The following is a 22171-nucleotide window of genomic DNA, read 5'->3' on the forward strand; positions in this document are numbered from 1 at the left end:
GAGGCGATCAGCTTGCAGGCTTCTTCATCATACTGAAGATAAACAGCAGCGCCGCACACAGCACCACAGACGGGCCGGCAGGGGTATCGTAGAACGCCGAGAAGGTTAACCCTCCCGTTACCGCAATCATCCCGATGATAACCGCCACACCGGCCATTTGCTCCGGCGTACGGGCAAAACGACGCGCAGTGGCCGCGGGGATAATCAGCAGGGAAGTGATGATCAGCGCGCCGACGAATTTCATCGCCACACCAATCGTTAACGCCGTCACCAGCATCAGCAACAGCTTCACGCGCTGCAGCTTCACGCCGTCGACAAACGCCAGATCCGGGCTGACGGTCATTGCCAGCAAATTACGCCACTGCCAGAGCAGAATACCCAGCACAACCACCACACCACCGGCGATGGAGATCAGATCTTCAGGCGTCACGGCCAGCAGGTCACCGAACAGGTAGGCCATCAGATCAACACGAATGTTCGACATCAGGCTCACGACCACCAGACCCAGCGACAGGGCGCTGTGGGCCATAATACCAAGCAGCGTATCGATGGCGAGGTGAGGGCGTTTTTCCAGCCATACCAGCCCTGCGGCCAGCAGCAGCGTAACCACAATCACCGCGTAGAAGGGATTCACGTCCAGTAACAGGCCAAAGGCAACGCCCAGCAGAGACGCGTGTGCCAGCGTATCGCCAAAATAGGACATTCTGCGCCACACCACAAACGAGCCCAGCGGGCCCGCGGCGCAGGCAAGCATAATCCCGGCCAGCCAGCCGGGCAGTAACAGTTCAATCATGAGTGTCCATTTCCCCGGCGCAGGACAATTCGTCCCTGTAAATCATGGCGGTGATTGTGATGATGGCGATAAATTCCCAGCTGCTCAGCGCCGCGAGGGCCGAACATGGAGATGAATTCAGGGTGCATTGACACCACTTCCGGCGTGCCGGAACAGCAGATGTGATGGTTAAGGCACAGCACTTCGTCGGTCTTGGCCATCACCAGATGGAGATCGTGGGAAACCATCAGCACCGCACAGTTGAGTTCGCGGCGTAGCTGGTCGATTAAATCGTAAAGTGCGACCTGACCATTGACGTCCACACCCTGCGTCGGCTCATCCAGCACCAGAAGCTGTGGGCTGCTCAACAGGGCGCGGGCAAGCAATACGCGCTGGGTTTCACCCCCGGACAGTTTCTGCAGTGGGGCATCAATCAGATGGCCTGCCTGCACGCGTTTCAGCGCCGGAAGAATATCGGCTTTATGTGTCCCGGGGCGCAGACGCAGGAAGCGGCTAACCGTCAGCGGCAGTGTGGCGTCGAGGTGGAGTTTTTGCGGCACATAGCCGATGCGTAATTTTTCCTCACGGCGGATAACCCCTTCGTCAGGTGTTACCAGACCCAGCACCACGCGCACCAGGGTGGATTTCCCTGCGCCATTGGGGCCGAGCAGCGTCAGAATTTTGCCGGGTTTCAGATCCAGCGACACGTCAGAGAGGACGCGGCGTTGGCCAAATGAGACCGAAATATTGTCGAGAGAAACCAAAGTTGTCATGTCAATTTAAGCTTGCAGAAGTCAACGAATGTTATAATATCACATCCCACGCATTCATTACGATGATTAGTCGCATTATGTTACATAAAAATACGCTTCTTTTCGCAGCATTATCCGCTGCCCTTTGGGGTTCAACAGCACAAGATGTTAACGCTGCTGTTGTCGCTTCGCTTAAACCGCTCGGTTTCATTGCTTCCGCGATTGCAGACGGGGTTACTGACACCCAGGTTCTGCTCCCTGATGGGGCTTCCGAGCATGATTATTCCCTGCGTCCATCTGATGTAAAACGCTTACAAAACGCGGACTTAGTTGTCTGGATTGGTCCAGAGATGGAAGCGTTTATGCAGAAGTCGGCAAAACAGGTGCCGGGCGAAAAACAGGTCGCCATTGCCGAACTCCCGGGCGTGAAACCGTTGCTCATGAAAGGGGCTGACGACGACGGTGATGAACATGATGCCGGACACGCCGACGGCGAAAAAGGTGATGGGGATCACCATCACGGCGAGTACAACATGCACCTTTGGCTATCCCCAGAGATAGCGCGGCTTTCGGCGGTTGCAATCCATGACAAATTAGTGGAACTTATGCCGCAAAGTCGAGCCAAACTAGACGCCAACCTGAAGGATTTTGAGGCACAATTAGCCGCAACTGATAAGCAGGTGGGTAATGAGCTCGCACCGTTGAAAGGAAAAGGGTATTTCGTTTTTCATGACGCCTATGGCTATTACGAGAAACACTACGGCCTGACCCCGCTGGGGCACTTTACCGTCAACCCTGAAATTCAACCTGGTGCGCAGCGTTTACATGAAATCAGAACACAGTTGGTTGAGCAGAAAGCGACATGCGTTTTTGCTGAGCCACAGTTCAGGCCAGCGGTCGTAGAAGCCGTGGCCAGGGGAACATCCGTGCGCATGGGAACCCTTGACCCGCTAGGAACGAATATCCAGTTGAGCAAAGCGAGCTATTCGCAGTTTCTCAGCCAACTGGCGAACCAGTATGCGAGCTGCCTGAAAGGAGATTAACGAGGAAGTGAATACGTGCAACAGATAGCCCGCTCTGTCGCCCTGGCATTTAACAATCTGCCTCGACCCCATCGCGTTATGCTGGGGTCTCTTACAGTTCTCACGTTAGCGGTCGCCGTCTGGCGGCCCTATGTTTACCATCCGAGTTCTGCCCCAATCATCAAAACCATCGAGCTTGAGAAGAGCGAGATCCGCTCTCTCCTCCCTGAGGCCAGTGAACCTATCGACCAGGCGGCTCAGGAAGATGAAGCCATTCCGCAGGATGAGCTGGACGATAAAACCGAGAATGAAGCGGGGATCCACGAATATGTCGTTTCGACGGGTGATACGTTAAGCAGCGTTCTGAACCAGTACGGTATCGACATGGGAAACATCAGCCAGCTGGCGGCGGCGGATAAAGATCTTCGTAACCTGAAAATTGGTCAACAGCTCTCCTGGACGTTAACCGCTGATGGCGATCTGCAACGCCTGACCTGGGAGATGTCCCGTCGCGAAACCCGCACCTACGATCGCACTGCAAACGGTTTCAAAATGACCAGTGAAATGCAGAAAGGCGACTGGGTGAACAGCGTGATGAAAGGGACCGTAGGCGCAAGCTTTGTCTCCAGCGCGCGCGATGCGGGGCTGACCAGCGCCGAGATCAGCTCGGTAATCAAAGCCATGCAGTGGCAAATGGACTTCCGCAAACTGAAGAGAGGCGATGAATTCTCCGTTCTCATGTCCCGTGAAATGCTTGACGGCAAGCGTGAGCAGAGCCAACTGGTGGGCGTGCGTCTGCGCTCTGATGGCAAAGATTACTACGCCATTCGTGCTGAAGACGGTAAGTTCTACGACCGCAGCGGTACCGGGCTTGCGAAGGGCTTCCTGCGCTTCCCGACGGCTAAACAATTCCGTGTTTCATCCAACTTTAACCCGCGCCGCCTGAACCCGGTCACCGGGCGTGTTGCGCCGCACCGTGGCGTTGACTTTGCCATGCCGCAGGGGACACCTGTGCTGGCTGTGGGTGATGGCGAAGTGGTGATTGCAAAACGCAGCGGTGCAGCCGGGTATTATGTCGCGGTGCGTCATGGTCGTACCTATACCACCCGCTATATGCACCTGCGTAAGCTGCTGGTTAAGCCGGGACAGAAAGTGAAACGTGGCGACCGTATCGCGCTCTCCGGGAATACCGGGCGCTCTACCGGGCCGCATCTGCACTATGAGGTGTGGATTAACCAACAGGCAGTGAACCCGCTTACGGCGAAACTGCCGCGTACCGAAGGCCTGACAGGTAAAGATCGTTCCGATTACCTGGCGCAGGTGAAAGAGGTGATTCCGCAGCTGCGCTTTGATTAAGCCCTCTGTTTAGTGAAAAAGCCGGCCTCAGTATGTGCCGGCTTTTTGTTTTGTACGCGAGCGGCTGCCTCGCTACACTATCTGAATGAAATTTTGCGTCACCAGACCCTGGAACCAGCATGGAAACCCAAAAAAACAATATTGAGTACATTCCTGAGTTTGAAAAATCCTTTCGCCACCCGCGCAACTGGAGTGCCTGGCTTGGCGTTTACGCATTTGCGGGGATTGCGATGTTACCTGCCTCGGTTCGCGATCCGGTACTGGGAAAAATAGGCCGCCTGGCGGGCCGGTTTGGTAAAAGTGCCCGTCGCCGTGCGCAGATTAACCTCCTGTACTGTTTCCCGGAGAAGAGTGACGCCGAGCGTGAAGCGCTGATTGACGACATGTACACGACCGCGCCGCAGGCCATGGCAATGATGGCCGAACTGGCGCTCAAAGGGCCGGAGAAAGTTCAGACGCGTGTTGACTGGAAAGGGCTGGAAATCATCGAAGAGATGCGCCGCAACAACGAGAAGGTGATCTTCCTCGTTCCTCACGGCTGGGGCGTGGATATTCCTGCGATGCTGATGGCGTCACAGGGGCAGAAAATGGCGGCAATGTTCCATAACCAGGGCAATAAGATCTTTGATTACGTCTGGAACACCGTGCGGCGCCGTTTTGGTGGCCGTCTGCATGCGCGTAATGATGGCATCAAACCGTTTATACAGTCCGTGCGTCAGGGCTACTGGGGTTACTATCTGCCGGATCAGGACCACGGCCCCGAGCACAGTGAGTTTGTGGATTTCTTCGCGACGTATAAAGCCACGTTGCCGGCGATTGGCCGCCTGATGAAAGTCTGCCGTGCGCGCGTCATTCCGCTGTTTCCGGTATACGACGGGAAAACCCATCGCCTGAGCATTGAAGTGCGTCCACCGATGGATGATTTACTGACGGCGGACGATCACACCATTGCGCGCCGAATGAACGAAGAGGTCGAGATTCTGGTGGGACCGCATGCTGAGCAATACACGTGGATACTGAAGTTGCTCAAAACGCGTAAGCCCGGTGAAACAGAGCCGTACAAACGCAAAGAACTTTTCCCGAAGAAATAAGCAGAAATAAAAAAAGCCCGCTCCGAAAAGAGCGGGCTTTTTAACAGGGGCGTGCTTACTCGACGGTTAATACGCGAGTGGTATTGGTCGAGCCGATGGTGCTCATCACGTCACCCTGAGTCACAATCACGATATCACCGGAGACCAGATAGCCTTTGTCGCGCAGCAGGTTCACGGCGTCGTGGGCAGCCGCGACACCGTCGTTGGTGCTGTCGAAGTGCACCGGCGTGACACCGCGATACAGCGCCGTCAGGTTCAGCGTACGCTCGTGACGGGACATGGCGAAGATGGGCAGACCGGAGCTGATACGGGAGGTCATCAGCGCGGTACGGCCAGATTCGGTCATGGTGATAATCGCCGTTACGCCTTTCAGGTGGTTAGCGGCGTACATGGCAGACATCGCAATCGCTTCTTCCACGTTGTCGAACTGCACGTCCAGACGGTGTTTAGAGACGTTGATGCTTGGGATCTTTTCAGCACCCAGGCAAACGCGTGCCATCGCGGCTACAGTTTCTGCAGGGTACTGGCCGGCTGCGGTTTCTGCAGAAAGCATTACGGCATCGGTACCGTCCAGCACGGCGTTAGCCACGTCCATCACCTCTGCACGGGTCGGCATCGGGTTGGTGATCATGGATTCCATCATCTGGGTTGCGGTGATCACGGCACGGTTAAGCTGACGTGCACGGCGGATCAGTGCTTTCTGGATCCCCACCAGCTCAGGGTCGCCAATTTCCACGCCCAGATCGCCACGGGCAACCATCACCACGTCAGAGGCCAGAATCACGTCATCCATCGCGTCCTGATCGCAAACGGCTTCCGCACGTTCCACTTTAGCAACGATTTTGGCATCACAGCCCGCATCACGTGCCAGACGGCGCGCGTAGTTCAGGTCTTCGCCACAGCGTGGGAAGGAGACGGCCAGGTAGTCAACGCCAATCAGCGCAGCGGTCACGATATCTGCTTTGTCTTTATCGGTCAGCGCTTCGGCTGAGAGGCCACCGCCGAGTTTGTTAATGCCTTTGTTGTTTGAGAGCGGGCCGCCGACGGTGACTTCGGTGAATACCTTCATCCCCTGAACTTCCAGCACTTTCAGCTGAACGCGACCGTCGTCGAGCAGCAGGATATCGCCAGGCACAACGTCAGCCGGCAGACCTTTATAGTCGATCCCAACTTTTTCTTTATCGCCTTCGCCTTTACCCAGGTTGGCATCGAGCAGGAATTTGTCGCCGATATTGAGGAAGACTTTACCTTCTTTGAAGGTTGAAACACGAATTTTTGGACCCTGCAGGTCCCCGAGGATAGCAACATGACGACCAAGTTTGGCCGCAATTTCACGCACTTTGTCGGCACGTAATTTATGGTCTTCTGGCGTACCGTGAGAGAAGTTCATACGCACCACGTTGGCACCCGCGGCGATAATTTTCTCGAGATTGTTATCGCGGTCAGTGGCCGGGCCTAAGGTGGTTACGATCTTGGTTCTGCGAAGCCTTCTGGACATGTAATACTCCGTTGACTGAAACAACTTTGGTGTTGCGTGAACATTAAATCGGCCTTCATCTGCTGCAAGGCAACAGAGAGAGGACCGAATGCCGTAAATCGTTACATCGTAGTTATTAAACTATTTAGGGAACATCGCTTTTCATAAGCAATTCTTTATCAAAACGCGATTCCTTAAGCGCTTCCTTGACACGCTTCAAGTTATCTCTGAATTTTGCGCCACGACGGAGGGTGAAACCGGTTGCCAGCACGTCAATCACCGTGAGCTGCGCCAGACGGGAGACCATCGGCATATACATGTCGGTGTCTTCCGGGACGTCAAGGGTGATGGCGAGCGTTGCTTCTCTTGCCAGCGGCGTGCCCGCCGTCGTGAGGGCAATAACCATGGCATCGTTTTCACGCGCCAGTTGCGCCAGCTCCACCTGGCTTTTGGTGCGCCCGGTGTGCGAAATGAGTACCACGACATCATCTTCACTGCAATTCATACAGCTCATGCGTTGCAGGACAATGTCATCGGAATAAATGACCGGGACGTTAAAGCGGAAGAACTTATTCATGGCGTCATGCGCCACGGCCGCCGACGAGCCGAGGCCAAAGAACGCAATGCGCTTGGCCTGGGTCAGTAAATCTACCGCGCGGTTCACGGAATTCATATCCAGGGACTGGCGAACGTGGTCAAGCGTAGCCATGGCCGACTCAAATATTTTTGCCGTATAGGCATCAACACTGTCGTCTTCATCCACATTGCGATTAACATAAGGCGTGCCGTTTGCCAGACTTTGTGCAAGATGCAGTTTAAAATCAGGAAAGCCGCGCGTTTCAAGGCTACGGCAGAAGCGGTTAACCGTCGGTTCGCTGACGCCTGCCTCCTGCGCCAGAGCGGCGATGCTTGAATGAATCGCCTGAGCAGGAGCAGCAAGAATGACTTCGGCCACTTTTCGCTCGGATTTGCTAAGGTGTTCCAGTTGGAACTGGATTTTTTCCAGCATGTTCATTATTAACAGGGCGCTCATGGGTGGAAACGATTTCATTAATTCATGAAATCCTGATTCGATTTAGCCGATATTACCCCTGTGGCTTCCATAAAGGGTAACAGTCGACAAGATAATGTTGTTGTTTTTTTTCATTACTTGATCGGTGTCGGGTTTTGTTATGACCCTGTAGTTCAAAGAATCAACGCTTTTTGCGTGATTCCGCCACCACACGCGTCTGACGGCGAAAAAATCGCGGTATCGCACGCGAGGTTAAGCGCTAATGGTTTCGGGAATGACGTAAAAGCAGTACAGTGCAACGTAATAAAATTACAACGATACCTGGCAGAAGTACCAGGTGATCCAACTGAGGAGAATGACATGGCGGTAACGCAAACAGCCCAGGCATGTGACCTGGTCATTTTCGGCGCGAAAGGCGATCTTGCACGCCGGAAATTGCTGCCTTCCCTGTATCAACTGGAGAAAGCGGGCCAAATTCATCCGGATACGCGTATCCTGGGCGTTGGGCGCGCCGACTGGGACAAGGAAGCTTATACCAAGGTCGTACGCGAGGCGCTCGAAACTTTCATGAAGGAAAAGATTGATGAAAGTTTGTGGGATACCCTCAGCGGACGTCTTGATTTCTGTAACCTGGACGTGAACGACGTCAGCGCGTTTAACCGTTTAGGCGCGATGCTGGATCAGAAAAACCGTGTCACCATTAACTACTTCGCCATGCCGCCAAGCACTTTCGGTGCAATCTGCAAAGGCCTGGGCGAAGCGAAGCTGAACGCTAAACCGGCACGCGTGGTGATGGAGAAACCGCTGGGGACCTCTCTTTCAACCTCCCGCGAAATTAACGACCAGGTCGGCGAGTACTTCGAAGAGTGCCAGGTCTACCGTATCGACCACTATCTCGGTAAAGAGACGGTACTGAACCTGCTGGCACTGCGTTTTGCCAACTCCCTGTTTGTGAATAACTGGGACAACCGTACCATCGACCATGTGGAAATCACCGTGGCCGAAGAGGTAGGTATCGAAGGCCGCTGGGGTTACTTTGACCAGGCCGGTCAGATGCGCGACATGATCCAGAACCACCTGCTGCAAATCCTTTGCATGATTGCCATGTCTCCACCGTCTGACCTGACGGCGGACAGCATCCGTGATGCTAAAGTGAAAGTGCTGAAGTCGCTGCGTCGCATCGATCGCTCAAACGTGCGTGAGAAAACGGTACGCGGCCAGTACACCGCAGGGTTTGCTCAGGGTAAAAAAGTGCCGGGCTACCTGGAAGAAGAGGGTGCCAACAAGGCGAGCAATACCGAGACGTTTGTGGCGATCCGCGTGGATATCGATGACTGGCGCTGGGCGGGCGTTCCGTTCTACCTGCGTACCGGTAAACGTCTGCCGACCAAATGCTCTGAAGTGGTCGTTTACTTCAAAAACCCTGAACTCAACCTGTTCAAAGAGTCCTGGCAGGAGCTGCCACAGAACAAACTGACCATTCGTCTGCAGCCAGACGAAGGGGTGGACATCCAGATCCTGAACAAAGTGCCGGGCCTGGATCACAAACATAACCTGCAGACCACCAAGCTGGACCTGAGCTACTCCGAAACATTCAATCAGACGCACCTTGCCGATGCTTACGAGCGTCTGCTGCTGGAAACCATGCGCGGTATCCAGGCGCTGTTCGTGCGTCGCGATGAGGTGGAAGAGGCGTGGAAATGGGTCGACTCCATCACCGAAGCCTGGGCTGCGGATCAGGATGCGCCAAAACCGTATCAGGCGGGCACCTGGGGGCCTGTCGCGTCCGTCGCGATGATCACCCGTGATGGCCGCTCCTGGAATGAGTTTGAGTAAAATAATCAGCTGCCTCTTAGGTGTTATTTTACCGGTAACATGATCTAACACAGCTCGTGGCACAATTTATAAACTTTTAAGCTCCGCGTGGATTCACCCGCGGAGCTTTTTTTATTACACTGCCGGAAGTGATTTTGCCCCTGAGCTCCGGACAGCAAGCGTTTCAGCGTTGTTAATAATCGCCAGCGACTTTGTAAACTCCCGAGCCCGGACAGATAAATTAGAGGAGCTTTTATGAATCCGACATTGTTACGCGTAACACAACGCATTATTGAGCGCTCGAAAGAGACCCGTTCTGCCTACCTCGCCCGGATTGAACAGGCCAGAAGTAATACCGTTCATCGCTCACAACTCGCCTGCGGTAACCTGGCGCACGGTTTCGCCGCCTGCCAGCCCGACGATAAAGCCTCGCTGAAAAGCATGCTGCGTAACAATATCGCCATCATTACCTCCTACAACGACATGCTTTCTGCGCATCAGCCGTACGAAGTGTATCCGGAGATCATCCGTAAAGCGCTGCACAGCGTCAATGCGGTAGGCCAGGTCGCGGGCGGCGTGCCGGCCATGTGCGATGGCGTGACGCAGGGTCAGGATGGGATGGAGCTCTCTCTGCTGAGCCGCGAAGTGATTGCGATGTCGGCCGCAGTGGGCCTGTCTCACAATATGTTTGATGGCGCGCTGTACCTCGGCGTGTGCGATAAAATCGTCCCGGGGCTGGCCATGGCAGCGCTGTCGTTTGGTCATCTGCCTGCGATCTTCGTGCCGTCAGGTCCGATGGCAAGCGGCCTGCCAAATAAAGAAAAAGTGCGTATCCGTCAGCTGTATGCGGAAGGTAAAGCAGATCGTCAGGCACTGCTGGAAGCGGAAGCCGCTTCCTACCATGCGCCGGGCACCTGTACCTTCTACGGCACGGCCAACACCAACCAGATGGTGGTGGAATTTATGGGGATGCAGCTTCCTGGGTCCTCTTTCATTCAGCCGGATGCGCCACTGCGTAAGGCCCTGACTGAAGCAGCTGCCCGCCAGGTAACGCGTCTGACCGGTAACGGCAACGCGTGGATGCCGCTGGGTAAAATGGTCGACGAGAAAGTGATCGTCAACGGTATCGTTGCGCTGCTGGCAACCGGCGGCTCAACCAACCACACCATGCATCTGGTGGCAATGGCGCGCGCGGCGGGCATCCTGATTAACTGGGATGATTTCTCTGATATCTCGTCTGTGGTGCCACTGATGGCGCGCCTGTACCCGAACGGCCCGGCTGACATCAACCACTTCCAGGCTGCCGGTGGCGTGCCGGTGCTGATGCGCGAGCTGCTGAAAGGCGGTCTGCTGCATGAAGATGTGAACACCGTGGCGGGCTTTGGTTTGCAGCGTTATACCCATGAGCCGTGGCTCAATAACGGTGAGCTTGACTGGCGTGAAGGCGCCACCGCCTCGCTTGACGCACAGGTTATCGCCACCTTTGAACAACCGTTCTCTCGTCACGGCGGCACCAAAGTGCTCAGCGGTAACCTGGGACGTGCGGTGATGAAAACCTCCGCCGTACCGGAAGAGAACCAGATTATCGAAGCGCCGGCCGTGGTGTTTGAAAGCCAGCATGACGTTTTGCCTGCGTTTGATGCCGGTCTGCTCGACAAAGATTGCGTCGTTGTGGTGCGCCATCAGGGGCCAAAAGCGAACGGGATGCCAGAATTACATAAACTTATGCCGCCACTTGGTGTATTATTGGACCGCCGTTTCAAAATTGCGTTAGTGACCGATGGACGCCTCTCTGGCGCATCAGGTAAAGTGCCTTCTGCTATCCACGTGACCCCGGAAGCTTACGACGGCGGTTTGCTGGCGAAAGTTCGTGATGGAGACATGATCCGCGTTAACGGTCAGACAGGTGAGTTAACCCTGCTGGTGGATGACGCTGAACTGGCGGCACGTAAGCCACATATTCCTGACCTGAGCGCATCGCGCGTGGGAACCGGACGCGAAATGTTTGGTGCGCTGCGTGAGAAACTCTCCGGTGCGGAGCAGGGCGCAACCTGTATTACGTTTTAAGACGACTTGATTTTATCGATCTGGCGAGAGAAAACTCTGATGAAAAACTGGAAAACAAGTGCAGAAGCAATCCTGACCACTGGCCCTGTCGTGCCGGTAATCGTGGTGAATAAGCTGGAACATGCTGTCCCGATGGCGAAAGCCCTGGTTGCGGGTGGTGTTCGTGTTCTGGAAGTGACCCTGCGTACCGCCTGCGCGATGGACGCTATTCGCGCTATCGCCAAAGAAGTGCCGGACGCGATCATCGGTGCGGGTACCGTACTGAACGCACAGCAGCTGGCTGACGTGACCGAAGCGGGCGCGCAGTTTGCTATCAGCCCTGGCCTGACCGAGCCGCTGCTGAAAGCTGCAACCGAAGGCACGATCCCTCTGATCCCGGGTATCAGCACCGTATCTGAACTGATGATGGGTATGGATTACGGCCTGAAAGAGTTCAAATTCTTCCCGGCTGAAGCTAACGGCGGCACCAAAGCGCTGCAGGCTATTGCGGGTCCATTCTCTCAGGTTCGCTTCTGCCCGACGGGCGGTATCTCTCCGGCAAACTACCGTGACTACCTGGCGCTGAAAAGTGTCCTGTGCATCGGCGGCTCATGGCTGGTTCCTGCGGATGCGCTGGAAGCAGGCGACTGGGATCGCATCACTAAACTGGCTCGCGAAGCGGTTGAAGGTGCGAAGCAGTAAGCGAAGACAGTATGAAAAACGGGCCTGCTGGCCCGTTTTTTTTATCCTGCAACCTTCACATTCGCGGCGGCTGTTTTGGCTCTTGCCACAGCCTCATCCACGTTTTCACCGGTCGCTAGCGCCACGCCAAGGCGGCGCGTGCCGTCAATCTCCGGTTTCCCGAACAGACGAACCTGCAAGCCTGCACCCATAGCCCCTTCGACGTTATCAAAGGTGACGTTCTGGCTGGTTAATTGCGGCAGGATCACCGCCGAAGCCGCCGGGCCGTACTGACGAATGCCGCCAACGGGCAGGCCGAGGAAGGCGCGCACATGCAGGGCGAATTCAGAAAGGTCCTGTGAAATCAGCGTGACCATCCCGGTATCGTGCGGGCGAGGGGAGACTTCACTGAAAATTACCTCGTCGCCGCAGACAAACAGTTCCACGCCAAACAATCCGTAACCGCCCAGCGCCAGAACCACTTTACGGGCAATTTCCTGCGCACGTGCCAGCGCCAGGTCGCTCATCCGCTGCGGCTGCCAGGATTCACGATAGTCGCCATCTTCCTGGCGGTGGCCAATCGGATCGCAGAAATGGACGCCATCAACGGCGCTGACCGTCAGCAGCGTGATTTCGAAATCAAACTTTACGACGCCTTCGATAATCACGCGACCGGCACCGGCACGTCCTCCCTGCTGGGCATACTCCCACGCCTTATCCAGAGTGCTGCTGTCGCGGATAAAGCTCTGTCCTTTACCGGAGGAACTCATGACGGGCTTAATGATGCACGGGTAGCCAATTTCGTCGACAGCCTGCAGGAAAGCGGCTTTATCGCCGGCAAAACGGTAACCTGAGGTAGGTAAGGACAGCTCTTCAGCCGCCAGACGACGAATGCCTTCGCGGTTCATGGTCAGTTTGGCCGCTTTTGCGCAGGGAACCACGCGCTGGCCTTCCTGCTCAAGGGCGATCAGCGTATCGGTGGCAATGGCTTCAATTTCGGGTACCACGAAATCCGGTTTCTCCTGCGTAATCAGCGTACGCAGGGCATCGCCATCCAGCATATTGATCACATAAGAACGGTGGGCGACGTGCATGGCAGGTGCGTCAGCGTAACGATCCACTGCAATGACTTCCACGCCCAAACGCTGGCACTCAATGGCGACCTCTTTACCCAGTTCGCCCGATCCTAACAGCATCACACGCGTCGCCGCAGGTCGCAGCGCGGTTCCTAAACGAGTCATAACAATCCCCCTGAAAAAGTTGCGCGCATTATAAACGTAAACGTTTGCGTCTGTCTTGTTCAGGGCCCGAGAGCGGTTAAGAAATTTGCGCTTCTTTAGCCGTGGCAGACATTTCCTGACGCCTGCTCGCTTACGCTGGGAGACATATTCACCGTTAAGTGAGGGAAACCATGTCAGGCTGGCTAAATCAATTGCAATCCATGTTGGGACAGAAAACGTCGTCATCCGGCGAGCAGGGGCTGAGCAAACTCCTGGTACCGGGGGCGCTTGGCGGGCTGGCTGGACTGCTGGTTGCCAATAAATCCTCGCGTAAGTTACTGGCAAAGTATGGTACCGGCGCGCTGCTGGCGGGCGGCGGCGCTATTGCGGGTACCGTACTGTGGAACAAATACAAGGACAGAGTGCGGACCGCGCACAGCGACGAACCCCACTTTGGTGAGCAGACCTCGCCGCTGGATCTGCGTACCGAACGGCTCATCCTGGCGCTGGTGTTCGCGGCGAAAAGCGACGGGCACATTGATGACCAGGAACGATCGGCGATTGAGCAGCAACTGCGCGAAGCCGGTGTCGAAGAAAAGGGCAGAGCGCTGGTGGCGCAGGCCATCGAACAGCCACTCGAACCGCAGCGTCTGGCGCAAAGCGTGAAAAATGAGGAAGAGGCGCTTGAGCTCTATTTTCTGAGCTGTGCCGCCATCGATATCGATCACTTTATGGAGCGCAGCTATCTCAATGCGCTGGGTGATGCCCTGAAGATCCCACAAGATGTCCGGGACGGGATCGAGAAGGATATTCAGGAGCAAAAACGGGCGTTACAGGGCTAACTGCCGCCGTCGCAGCCATGTTTCGCTTGCATCATGCGTGGGTTTTGCCAACCTTATAGGGTGTAAAACTCAAAAGAATGATGACATGCCACCGAAAGCCCGACGTACTCCGTATGCGATCACCACGCATGGCGATACGCGTATAGATAACTATTACTGGCTGCGGGACGACTCCCGTTCCCGGCCAGAAGTGCTTGACTACCTGCACGAGGAAAACGACTATGGCCGCAAGGTCATGTCCAGCCAGCAGGCGTTGCAGGATCAGCTGCTAAATGAAATGGTGCAGCGTATCCCCCAGCGCGATATTTCCGCGCCATGGACCAAAAATGGCTATCGATATCGCCATATCTACGAACCTGGCAACGAGTATCCCATCTACCAGCGACAGTCGGTGTTATGCGCGGAATGGGATGAGTGGGATATCTTGCTGGATGCCAACCAGCGCGCCGCCCACAGCGAGTTTTATACCCTCGGCGGCATGTCCATCTCTCCCGATAACACCATTATGGCGCTGGCGGAGGATTACCTCTCCCGTCGTCAGTACGGTTTGCGTTTTCGCAACCTGGAAACCGGTAACTGGTATCCGGAAATGCTGGATAACGTTTCGCCGGACTTTGTCTGGGCGAATGATTCCGAAACGGTCTACTACGTCAAAAAGCATGCCTCCACGTTGCTGCCTTACCAGGTGTGGCGCCATACCGTTGGGACGGATTCTGCTGACGACGAACTGGTTTACGAAGAGAAAGACGAAACGTTTTATGTCAGCCTGCACAAAACCTCGTCCCGCCACTATGTGATTATCTTCCTGGCCAGCGCCACAACCTCTGAAGTTCTGCTTCTGGACGCCGAGCTACCTGATGCGCAGCCGCTGTGCTTCCTGCCGCGGCGTAAAGATCATGAATACAGCCTCGATCACTTCCAGCACAGCTTTTACCTGCGCTCTAATCGGGAGGGTAAAAACTTTGGCCTCTACAAAACCAAAGTACGCGATGAACGTAAGTGGGAAGTGTTAATCCCCGCCCGGGAGCAGGTGATGCTCGAAGGGTTTACACTGTTCACCGACTGGCTGGTGGTTGAGGAGCGCCAGCGGGGGCTGACCAGCCTGCGGCAAATTAACCGCAAAACGCGGGAAGTGATCGGGATTGCGTTTGACGACCCGGCCTATGTTACGTGGATAGGGTTTAATCCTGAGCCGGAATCGTCGCGTCTGCGCTACGGCTACTCGTCTATGACCACGCCCGATACGCTCTTTGAGCTGGATATGGACACCGGGCAACGTCAGGTGCTTAAACAGTCCGAAGTGAAAGGGTTCGATTCCGACAACTACCGAAGCGAACACCTGTGGGTTACCGCCCGCGATGGCGTCGAGGTGCCGGTCTCGCTTGTTTATCATCGGGCGCATTTCCAGAAAGGTAAGAATCCGATTCTGGTTTACGGCTACGGCTCCTACGGCTCAAGCATGGACGCTGATTTCAGCAGCAGCCGGTTAAGTCTGCTGGATCGCGGTTTTGTGTTCGCCATTGCGCATGTTCGCGGCGGCGGGGAGTTGGGTCAGCACTGGTATGAAGACGGGAAATTCCTGAAAAAGAAAAATACCTTCAATGATTATCTCGACGTCTGCGATGCGTTGATTGAGCAGGGCTATGGCGATCCTGGGCTTTGCTTTGGTATGGGCGGCAGCGCGGGAGGATTATTGATGGGGGCCGTCATCAATCAGCGTCCCGATCGCTTTAAAGGGATTATTGCGCAGGTGCCGTTTGTCGATGTGGTAACGACCATGCTGGATGAATCCATCCCGCTGACGACCGGAGAGTTTGAAGAGTGGGGCAACCCGCAGGATGAGATCTACTATCGCTACATGAAAGAGTACAGCCCGTACGACAATGTGGAAGCGCAAGCGTATCCGCACATGCTGGTAACCACCGGATTGCACGACTCACAGGTGCAATACTGGGAGCCTGCAAAATGGGTGGCGAAACTGCGGGAACTGAAAACCGACGACAACCTGCTGCTGCTGTGCACGGATATGGACTCCGGTCACGGCGGGAAATCGGGGCGATTTAAATCTTACGAAGGCGTGGCTCTGGAGTATGCGTTTTTGGTTGGCCTGGCACAGGAGACGCTGCCAGGCCGTGCGGAGCGTTAAGCTTCGCCAAGATAGTGCTTAAGCGTTAAACGCAGTTCCGGGCTCATCTTATCGAGGTTGTTATAGAGCCAGCGCAGATAGCCCGGATCTTTATCCGCAATATCGGAAACCGCCCGACCGCGGTATTTGCCAAAGGTGAAGGTAGTCAGCAACGCCGGACGCCCGGTAATGGTCGCCATATCATCAGGAGTCCAGCCGGAGTTATTCATAATATCAATGAGTAACGCGGCGGTGATGTAGCAGTCATACAAGGCGCGGTGGTGGTGCAGACCCTCCGGCGTTCTGACGCTCAGCTTACGGGATTTGTACAACGCCATATTGCTGTACTTAATCCCAGGCCAGAGACGACGCGCCAGTTTCATCGTGCAAATCCATTCTCCGGGCATGTCGGGGAGCACCCGGCGGTCAAAACTGGCGTTGTGCGCGACGTACCACGGGCTACCGTAATAATGGGGTATCACCTCTTCTATCCACGGTTTGTCCGCCACCATCGATTCTGTAATGCGATGAATAGCCATTGCTTGCGGGCTGATCGGGCGGTCGGGACGTACCAGATGGCTCATTGGGTTGACTATTTTTCCATCAATCACGTCGACAGAAGCCACTTCCACTATTCCGCCCTGAAGATCGCAGGTTTCGGTATCGATGACGCGCAGCATTGAACTCTCCTGAGCCTAAAACGCCTAGCCTAAAGGAATGATATCGCCTTGCCAACCCTGTCTGCCAAGAGATCCGGTCAATAGCAGTTCACCTTTGTCCGCGCGGACGATCAGCTGACCTTTTTCATCCCATAACGCGCTGCCGCCGCGCGCGTTCGCCATTAACACCGCAATGGCATATTTGTGTGCGAATCGCTGCAGGGTACTGATGGATTGCCGCCAGCGGCTGTCTCCCACTGACTGGCAGCTGGTAAACAGCGTCGCCTGTGGGTCGAGATTTGGCGAATCAGCATGTGCATCGATGATCGTCAGCTGTTTATCACCCGGGATCAGGCTTGCACCACGACCCTGAGGGTAGCGCAGGATGCTATGGCGAGAAGGGGTAAACAGGGCAAGGCCTTTCTGACGATGGCCATTCACGTCGAGCGGAAGCCCGGCAATAATAGTAATCCGGCATAATTTCGCGGCGTTTAGCAATGGGGCCAGCTGTTTATCATCGGGAGGGGCGGGGAGCGTCGTTGTCCCTGGGCCAGTTAATGAGAGCTCCGGGAATACCAGCAAATCGCACTGCTGTCGTGCCGCTTCGGCAATGAAACGGAGATGGTGCGCGACATGTTCATCTACACTGTGGTGCAGCCCGGCATACTGGGCGGCAGCAATATTCCATTGTGACATCGTGACTTCCTTTACACAGAGTCGCAGTGATTTAAGAATACACCTAATTTAATCAGGGTTTTCTTATCCTGCCATATTCCGCGTAAGGAAGTGTAACGACTCGTTAAGCTTATTTAACTTTAGGTTCGTACGGTAAACGAGAAAGGTTAACTGAGGCGAGACGATGCGCAATTAAGCGTTCGCGAAACCAGTCGCGCAGATGAGCAGGTTGCTCACGTTCAACCACTTCAGCCACGATGGGCATGTTGTAACGCTCTTTAAATGCGACGCCAGCGGCAGCGAGATCGACATTCACTTTATCCATCTCGTCCTGAGGAAGGGCGGCCAGATTGATCTTCATTACCTTCTCCTTTTTAGACGGCGGCAACGTTACCGCGATTGCTCGACGATGACAAGCAGAGGTGGGATGATCCTCGACTCGCTTATTATACAGAGTTATTCTTTGCCATACAGGCATAACAAAAAGGAATGATTGCGATGGGTTTATCCTCTTCCCGCGCGGCAGGCGCACTGGTCTTTTTGGCCTCTTGCGTGATGTCACCCTCCGTGCTGGCGCACGCTCACCTTAAACAACAGACTCCGGCAGCAGATAGCCTCGTGACGGCACCGCGCACGCTGACGCTGACGTTTTCAGAAGGTATTGAGCCCCGTTTTAGCGGTGTGGTGGTGACGGATGCACAAAAGCAGACCATCAGGACCGGTGCCGTTAAACACGACGAGAAAGACAAGACGCAGCTGAATGTGCCTCTGGAACGCGAGTTGACGCCCGGAACCTACCAGGTTGACTGGCATGTGGTGTCGGTAGACGGCCACAAGACAAAAGGCAGTTATCACTTTAGCGTGAAATAGCATGCTGGCGATGTGCTACGTAGGGCTGCGCTTTCTCCATTTCGGCGCGTTAATGCTTATTTTTGGCAATGCGCTGTATAGCGTCTGGTTTGCTCCTTCCTCTCTGCAACGACTCATGTCCCGGCGTTTTCAGTCGCAGCAGAGAATGGCGGCGTTAATCAGCCTGGTGACAGCGCTCCTGATGTTTACGCTTCAGGGCGGGTTAATGGGGAATGGCTGGGGCGATGTCGTCAACCCCGACATCTGGCGTAGCGTGCTGGGGACGCAGTTTGGAAGCGTCTGGCTGTGGCAAATCATTCTCGCGGCCCTTACTGCCGGTACAGCATGGCTGGCTCCGCATAAAGGCTCACGGCTGTTACTGCTCGCCATGGGACAGTTCGTCCTGCTGGCGGGAGTAGGGCATGCGACAATGAACGAAGGCGCGGTGGGCGCATTACAGCGCCTTAATCACGCTCTTCATGTGTTATGTGCTGCAACCTGGCTTGGCGGATTACTGCCGCTGCTGTTTTGCATGCGTCTGGCGAAAGGGCAGTGGCAGCCTGCCGCAATCTACACCATGATGCGCTTCTCACGCGTGGGGCATTACGCCGTAGCAGGCGTGGTGCTTACCGGCGTTTTTAATGCGCTGTTTATTCTGGGTATCGATATTCCCTGGCAGGCCCGTTACGTGCAATTTTTGTTGTTCAAATGTGCGCTGGTGGCTTTGATGGTGGTAATTGCGCTGGCAAATCGGTATTTTCTGGTGCCACGGTTTCGTGCGCAAAGCGGGCGAGAACAACAAATATTTATCAGAATGACACATGCAGAAGTGGTGCTGGGTGCGCTGGTGCTGGCTACAGTCAGTCTGTTCGCGACCTGGGAACCCTTCTGACAAGGTTAACTATCCTATGAAAAAGACACTACTTTCTCTCATCTTGCTGGCCTGCACGGGGAGTGCCCTGGCCGCACCACAGGTCATTACCGTCAGCCGTTTTGAAGTGGGTAAGGACAAATGGGCGTTTAATCGTGAAGAGGTGATGCTGACCTGCCGTCCGGGGCACGCCTTGTATGCGATTAACCCAAGCACGCTGGTGCAATACCCTTTAAATGATGTCGCAGAGCAGCAGGTCGCCAGCGGCAAAAGCAGTGGACAGCCAATCAGCGTTATTCAGATTGATGATCCCACGCATCCAGGGCAGAAGATGAGCCTGGCACCGTTTATCGAGCGTGCAGACACGCTTTGTTAATCTTCGGGTTTCCAATAAAAAACCGCAGATGCTTGCGAAAGCACTGCGGTTTTTTACTTTTAATGATGCTCATACGCTTTTTTTCCGGCCGCTTTAACTGAGGACTGGAAAACCTGGCGTCGTCATCTATTCTTAAAAGGCAAGGCGACTTAGCCTGCATTAATGCCAACTTTTAGCGCACGGCTCTCTCCCAAGAGCCATTTCCCTGGACCGAATACAGGAATCGTATTCGGTCTCTTTTTATCTGATTGAAAGCAAACGATTTATTCCTTTCACCGGCTCTCTCAGAAGGGACACGTTCAGTGATCCGCCTTCAACCATATCACAAAACGGCAGGCGTAAGTCCAGCCCTTTTTGTCGGTTTTGTTAAATTTTTGTGCAGAGTTGAAGAAAGCTCTCAGCGCGCTTAAAAGCGTGATTTCACCTCAGCCTCAATGCAGTCAAGCAGTTCAAAGCGACGGCGATATTCCGCCCGTTTTTTACTGGCGATATCTTCCAGGGATTTACGCTCCATCTGTAACGGCAGCTGCCAGCAGAAGGGGGAGATTTTCTTACCGTCCAGACTCGCCCAGAATTCGTCATAGCTGGCGTGGAAATGACGGCCTTTGCTCAGGCGGTAACGCAGTGCGCGGAAAACGTGCCCCTCATCACCGACAGCAAAAATCGCCCGGACGGATGAATGTGCGGCCAGCTGGAAAACAACTTCCATCAGCACGCGTTTTGGAAACAGGCCATGGCAGGCGCGGGTCGCCAGTTTAATGGCGTCATGCGAGACGTTGCGACGTGGCCCCTGAAGCCCACCAATCACCAGCACTCGCTGCCCGTTGCTGCGGGCGACGCTAAACGTCAGGCTTGCGAGCACGGTATTCTCGCTGTCGCGCAGCCACAGCGTGCTTTCACCTTCCCGCTCGGCTTTGCCGGCAGAGGAGGCACTCACGGTATACGTCGCGTCGTTTTTTGCCTGAAATTGCACTATCGTCTGCTCTTGCGGGCTGGTCAGCGCGTTGGCGAGGGTGATATTTTTCAGGCTATCGACCCAGTGATAATGGCTAATGATAGCGTCAGCCCGATCGCCGGCCGTCAGGCCACGCATCAGATACTGCCGATGGGTTTTACTCGGTAAGGTAATTTGAGAGGCCAGCAGACGGTCAAAATCATCACGTCCTGAGAGCGTTTCCAGCACGCGATGGGTGGAAGACCAGAACAGGAGCGAGCGCAGCAGGAACTTCAGACGATACTCGCGCTTCTGCCAGATTGGACCCGGAACGCGTTTTCCTTTCACCAGCTCGGAAATGATATTTGTGCGATGCGGATAGAACACATCGTCGTGCAGGTGCATATTAGACACGTTAAGACCTCTCGTTTAATTCATGCCTTATTCTAAAGAGTCAGCAAAAAGGGATTAATAGCGCGCGGATCTTTATTTCCATTTGGTTTACCGTTCGTTTGGCTTTGTGAATGCTGCGCGTGTCAGCTGCAATTTCTGCTGCGTCTATACTTAAGCAAGGAGGTTTTATGTATCAGCGAATCGATGGTGGGAAGTGGCGGCACGTCTGGGTTGTCAGCGACATACATGGTTGTTATCAATGGCTCATGGATGAACTGAAACGCCGGCATTTTAATCCTTATGAGGATTTGCTTATTTCCGTAGGGGATGTAATTGACCGTGGCCCTGACAGTATTAAATGTTTACAGCTCATGAATGAAAAATGGTTTCGTGCAGTACGGGGCAACCATGAACAAATGGCTATCGACAGCCTTGATAATAATGATTTTGCACTCTGGACAATGAATGGCGGAATTTGGTTTACCCGCCTTGAGCACACACAGCAGCAGCTGGCGCTGACGTTACTTAATGCGTGTCGGGAACTGCCGCACATTATCGAGATAACCTGTGCAAACGGTTTGAATGTGATTGCTCACGCTGACTATCCCGCTGCGGAATACCGCTGGCAAAAACCCGTAAGCGCCCAGCACGTACTATGGGATCGCGATCGGCTGATGGGGTTTATGGTCGGGAAAGGGCAGGGGATCGGCGGTGCGGACCATTTCTGGTTCGGACATACGCCACTTGACCGGCGGTATGATTTTAATAACCTGCACTACATTGATACCGGCGCCGTTTTCGATGGTTACTTTACGCTGGCGCAGCTTCAGTAATAAATAACCCGCCTTCGGGCGGGTTCTCTTTAGGTCAGGCAAGACGCATGACCCAGGCATCGGATTGACTATCGTAATGCTCACGGTAAAGGACTGAGTGTTCGCCATCAAGTATTGCCGGTACGCTGGTATCGGCGTCCCAGGCATCCAGTTGCATGCACAAATCCGGGTCGGATTTGCAGGGAATACTTAACGTTCGTTCGCCCTGTGCTTCGCCGCGCAATTCTGCGTCGTCGATTTCGAAAGCGCCAATACGCACGCTGGTTTTCGTCATATTGCTCTCCGGGTGTGTTATCAAAATCTGGTATGACCAGTATGGGCATCCATTTTTGATCGTAGACAAGGAGAGCAAAATCGCCAGTAAAAAAAT

General features: G+C 54.6%; 22 protein-coding genes. 12 read left to right on the plus strand and 10 right to left on the minus strand.

Going from position 1 to position 22171, the window contains the following annotated elements; genetic code table 11:
• Positions 1 to 7: 7 nt before the first annotated feature.
• Together znuB and znuC are read right to left on the minus strand one after the other, a co-directional pair.
• Positions 8 to 793 carry a zinc ABC transporter permease subunit ZnuB gene (gene znuB, locus BJ887_RS04980; protein ID WP_032680775.1) on the minus strand — a complete coding sequence of 262 codons (786 nt, stop codon included), beginning with the start codon at positions 791 to 793 and terminating at the stop codon, positions 8 to 10.
• Positions 790 to 1545: a zinc ABC transporter ATP-binding protein ZnuC gene (znuC, locus tag BJ887_RS04985; RefSeq protein WP_014170638.1), complete on the minus strand. Its 756-nt coding sequence runs from the start codon at positions 1543 to 1545 to the stop codon at positions 790 to 792. Before znuC ends, znuB begins: the two co-directional genes overlap by 4 nt.
• A gap of 77 nt (positions 1546 to 1622) precedes the next feature.
• Here znuC and znuA point away from each other — a divergent pair, with 77 nt between their 5' ends.
• From znuA to lpxM, 3 genes are all read left to right on the plus strand, one after another.
• Entirely contained in the window at positions 1623 to 2567 is a 945-nt protein-coding gene (gene znuA, locus BJ887_RS04990) for a zinc ABC transporter substrate-binding protein ZnuA (RefSeq protein ID WP_025203849.1), read from the plus strand.
• A gap of 15 nt (positions 2568 to 2582) precedes the next feature.
• Entirely contained in the window at positions 2583 to 3902 is a 1320-nt protein-coding gene (mepM, locus tag BJ887_RS04995) for a murein DD-endopeptidase MepM (protein ID WP_121339437.1), read from the plus strand.
• Positions 3903 to 4021: 119 nt separating this feature from the next.
• Positions 4022 to 4993: a lauroyl-Kdo(2)-lipid IV(A) myristoyltransferase gene (lpxM, locus tag BJ887_RS05000; protein WP_032678429.1), complete on the plus strand. Its 972-nt coding sequence runs from the start codon at positions 4022 to 4024 to the stop codon at positions 4991 to 4993.
• Positions 4994 to 5048: 55 nt separating this feature from the next.
• On the opposite strand, the gene pyk is transcribed toward lpxM, so the two are convergent.
• Positions 5049 to 6491, minus strand: coding sequence for a pyruvate kinase (gene pyk / locus BJ887_RS05005; RefSeq protein WP_020883399.1), 1443 nt, complete (start codon positions 6489 to 6491; stop codon positions 5049 to 5051).
• Positions 6492 to 6615: 124 nt separating this feature from the next.
• Positions 6616 to 7485, minus strand: a complete 870-nt coding sequence (locus BJ887_RS05010; protein WP_025203851.1) for a MurR/RpiR family transcriptional regulator — start codon at positions 7483 to 7485, stop codon at positions 6616 to 6618.
• A 357-nt stretch (positions 7486 to 7842) separates the two neighbouring features.
• Between BJ887_RS05010 and zwf the strand changes: the two genes are divergently transcribed.
• The 3 genes from zwf (at position 7843) to kdgA (ending at position 12045) form a co-directional block, all read left to right on the plus strand.
• The gene (zwf, locus tag BJ887_RS05015) at positions 7843 to 9318 is read left to right on the plus strand and encodes a glucose-6-phosphate dehydrogenase (RefSeq protein WP_020883401.1); all 1476 of its coding nucleotides are present in this window, start codon (positions 7843 to 7845) and stop codon (positions 9316 to 9318) included.
• Between the two features lie 234 nt (positions 9319 to 9552).
• Positions 9553 to 11364 (plus strand): phosphogluconate dehydratase, encoded by a 1812-nt coding sequence (edd, locus tag BJ887_RS05020; RefSeq protein ID WP_121339439.1) that lies wholly within the window; start codon positions 9553 to 9555, stop codon positions 11362 to 11364.
• 39 nt (positions 11365 to 11403) lie between these two features.
• A complete protein-coding gene (kdgA, locus tag BJ887_RS05025) occupies positions 11404 to 12045 on the plus strand; it encodes a bifunctional 4-hydroxy-2-oxoglutarate aldolase/2-dehydro-3-deoxy-phosphogluconate aldolase (protein ID WP_020883402.1) in 642 nt (213 codons plus the stop codon).
• Positions 12046 to 12086: 41 nt separating this feature from the next.
• Here kdgA and purT read toward each other — a convergent pair whose 3' ends face one another.
• Positions 12087 to 13265, minus strand: a complete 1179-nt coding sequence (purT, locus tag BJ887_RS05030) for a formate-dependent phosphoribosylglycinamide formyltransferase (protein ID WP_121339441.1) — start codon at positions 13263 to 13265, stop codon at positions 12087 to 12089.
• Between the two features lie 170 nt (positions 13266 to 13435).
• Between purT and BJ887_RS05035 the strand changes: the two genes are divergently transcribed.
• Positions 13436 to 14086, plus strand: a complete 651-nt coding sequence (locus tag BJ887_RS05035) for a tellurite resistance TerB family protein (RefSeq protein ID WP_014170628.1) — start codon at positions 13436 to 13438, stop codon at positions 14084 to 14086.
• Between the two features lie 85 nt (positions 14087 to 14171).
• Entirely contained in the window at positions 14172 to 16232 is a 2061-nt protein-coding gene (ptrB, locus tag BJ887_RS05040) for an oligopeptidase B (protein WP_121339443.1), read from the plus strand.
• Here the strand turns inward: ptrB and exoX are convergent.
• The 3 genes from exoX to BJ887_RS05055 form a co-directional block, all read right to left on the minus strand.
• Entirely contained in the window at positions 16229 to 16891 is a 663-nt protein-coding gene (exoX, locus tag BJ887_RS05045) for an exodeoxyribonuclease X (RefSeq protein ID WP_014170626.1), read from the minus strand. The two genes, ptrB and exoX, sit on opposite strands and share 4 nt — an antisense overlap.
• A gap of 24 nt (positions 16892 to 16915) precedes the next feature.
• Positions 16916 to 17566, minus strand: coding sequence for a carbon-nitrogen hydrolase family protein (locus BJ887_RS05050; protein WP_121339445.1), 651 nt, complete (start codon positions 17564 to 17566; stop codon positions 16916 to 16918).
• 109 nt (positions 17567 to 17675) lie between these two features.
• Positions 17676 to 17906, minus strand: coding sequence for a DNA polymerase III subunit theta (locus tag BJ887_RS05055; RefSeq protein ID WP_013096102.1), 231 nt, complete (start codon positions 17904 to 17906; stop codon positions 17676 to 17678).
• Positions 17907 to 18043: 137 nt separating this feature from the next.
• Between BJ887_RS05055 and yobA the strand changes: the two genes are divergently transcribed.
• Genes yobA through BJ887_RS05070 form a run of 3 tightly spaced genes read left to right on the plus strand, consistent with a single transcriptional unit; the run spans position 18044 to position 19641 of the window.
• A complete protein-coding gene (gene yobA, locus BJ887_RS05060; RefSeq protein WP_121339447.1) occupies positions 18044 to 18415 on the plus strand; it encodes a CopC domain-containing protein YobA in 372 nt (123 codons plus the stop codon).
• Position 18416: 1 nt separating this feature from the next.
• Positions 18417 to 19286: a copper homeostasis membrane protein CopD gene (copD, locus tag BJ887_RS05065; protein WP_121339449.1), complete on the plus strand. Its 870-nt coding sequence runs from the start codon at positions 18417 to 18419 to the stop codon at positions 19284 to 19286.
• Between the two features lie 16 nt (positions 19287 to 19302).
• Entirely contained in the window at positions 19303 to 19641 is a 339-nt protein-coding gene (locus BJ887_RS05070) for a YebY family protein (protein WP_121339451.1), read from the plus strand.
• Between the two features lie 406 nt (positions 19642 to 20047).
• Here BJ887_RS05070 and BJ887_RS05075 read toward each other — a convergent pair whose 3' ends face one another.
• Complete coding sequence (locus BJ887_RS05075; protein WP_059306269.1) at positions 20048 to 20989, minus strand: VirK/YbjX family protein; 942 nt, start codon at positions 20987 to 20989, stop codon at positions 20048 to 20050.
• 167 nt (positions 20990 to 21156) lie between these two features.
• On the opposite strand from BJ887_RS05075, the gene pphA reads away from it, so the two are divergent.
• Positions 21157 to 21801 carry a protein-serine/threonine phosphatase gene (pphA, locus tag BJ887_RS05080; protein WP_020883411.1) on the plus strand — a complete coding sequence of 215 codons (645 nt, stop codon included), beginning with the start codon at positions 21157 to 21159 and terminating at the stop codon, positions 21799 to 21801.
• 34 nt (positions 21802 to 21835) lie between these two features.
• Here the strand turns inward: pphA and BJ887_RS05085 are convergent, their stop codons facing one another.
• Entirely contained in the window at positions 21836 to 22075 is a 240-nt protein-coding gene (locus tag BJ887_RS05085; protein WP_020883412.1) for a YebV family protein, read from the minus strand.
• Positions 22076 to 22171 lie beyond the last annotated feature (96 nt).

The sequence above is a fragment of the Enterobacter sp. WPR_3_1 genome, from assembly GCF_003635055.1.
Classification (GTDB): Bacteria; Pseudomonadota; Gammaproteobacteria; order Enterobacterales; family Enterobacteriaceae; genus Enterobacter; species Enterobacter ludwigii.

What these genes read in the sequence shown, in the direction of transcription:
- znuB (WP_032680775.1), bottom strand. Translation starts at nt 793, where the DNA reads ATGATTGAACTGTTACTGCCCGGCTGGCTGGCCGGGATTATGCTTGCC.
- znuC (WP_014170638.1), bottom strand. Translation starts at nt 1,545, where the DNA reads ATGACAACTTTGGTTTCTCTCGACAATATTTCGGTCTCATTTGGCCAA.
- znuA (WP_025203849.1), top strand. Translation starts at nt 1,623, where the DNA reads ATGTTACATAAAAATACGCTTCTTTTCGCAGCATTATCCGCTGCCCTT.
- lpxM (WP_032678429.1), top strand. Translation starts at nt 4,022, where the DNA reads ATGGAAACCCAAAAAAACAATATTGAGTACATTCCTGAGTTTGAAAAA.
- pyk (WP_020883399.1), bottom strand. Translation starts at nt 6,491, where the DNA reads ATGTCCAGAAGGCTTCGCAGAACCAAGATCGTAACCACCTTAGGCCCG.
- BJ887_RS05010 (WP_025203851.1), bottom strand. Translation starts at nt 7,485, where the DNA reads ATGAACATGCTGGAAAAAATCCAGTTCCAACTGGAACACCTTAGCAAA.
- zwf (WP_020883401.1), top strand. Translation starts at nt 7,843, where the DNA reads ATGGCGGTAACGCAAACAGCCCAGGCATGTGACCTGGTCATTTTCGGC.
- edd (WP_121339439.1), top strand. Translation starts at nt 9,553, where the DNA reads ATGAATCCGACATTGTTACGCGTAACACAACGCATTATTGAGCGCTCG.
- kdgA (WP_020883402.1), top strand. Translation starts at nt 11,404, where the DNA reads ATGAAAAACTGGAAAACAAGTGCAGAAGCAATCCTGACCACTGGCCCT.
- purT (WP_121339441.1), bottom strand. Translation starts at nt 13,265, where the DNA reads ATGACTCGTTTAGGAACCGCGCTGCGACCTGCGGCGACGCGTGTGATG.
- BJ887_RS05035 (WP_014170628.1), top strand. Translation starts at nt 13,436, where the DNA reads ATGTCAGGCTGGCTAAATCAATTGCAATCCATGTTGGGACAGAAAACG.
- ptrB (WP_121339443.1), top strand. Translation starts at nt 14,172, where the DNA reads ATGCCACCGAAAGCCCGACGTACTCCGTATGCGATCACCACGCATGGC.
- exoX (WP_014170626.1), bottom strand. Translation starts at nt 16,891, where the DNA reads ATGCTGCGCGTCATCGATACCGAAACCTGCGATCTTCAGGGCGGAATA.
- BJ887_RS05050 (WP_121339445.1), bottom strand. Translation starts at nt 17,566, where the DNA reads ATGTCACAATGGAATATTGCTGCCGCCCAGTATGCCGGGCTGCACCAC.
- BJ887_RS05055 (WP_013096102.1), bottom strand. Translation starts at nt 17,906, where the DNA reads ATGAAGATCAATCTGGCCGCCCTTCCTCAGGACGAGATGGATAAAGTG.
- yobA (WP_121339447.1), top strand. Translation starts at nt 18,044, where the DNA reads ATGGGTTTATCCTCTTCCCGCGCGGCAGGCGCACTGGTCTTTTTGGCC.
- copD (WP_121339449.1), top strand. Translation starts at nt 18,417, where the DNA reads ATGCTGGCGATGTGCTACGTAGGGCTGCGCTTTCTCCATTTCGGCGCG.
- BJ887_RS05070 (WP_121339451.1), top strand. Translation starts at nt 19,303, where the DNA reads ATGAAAAAGACACTACTTTCTCTCATCTTGCTGGCCTGCACGGGGAGT.
- pphA (WP_020883411.1), top strand. Translation starts at nt 21,157, where the DNA reads ATGTATCAGCGAATCGATGGTGGGAAGTGGCGGCACGTCTGGGTTGTC.
- BJ887_RS05085 (WP_020883412.1), bottom strand. Translation starts at nt 22,075, where the DNA reads ATGACGAAAACCAGCGTGCGTATTGGCGCTTTCGAAATCGACGACGCA.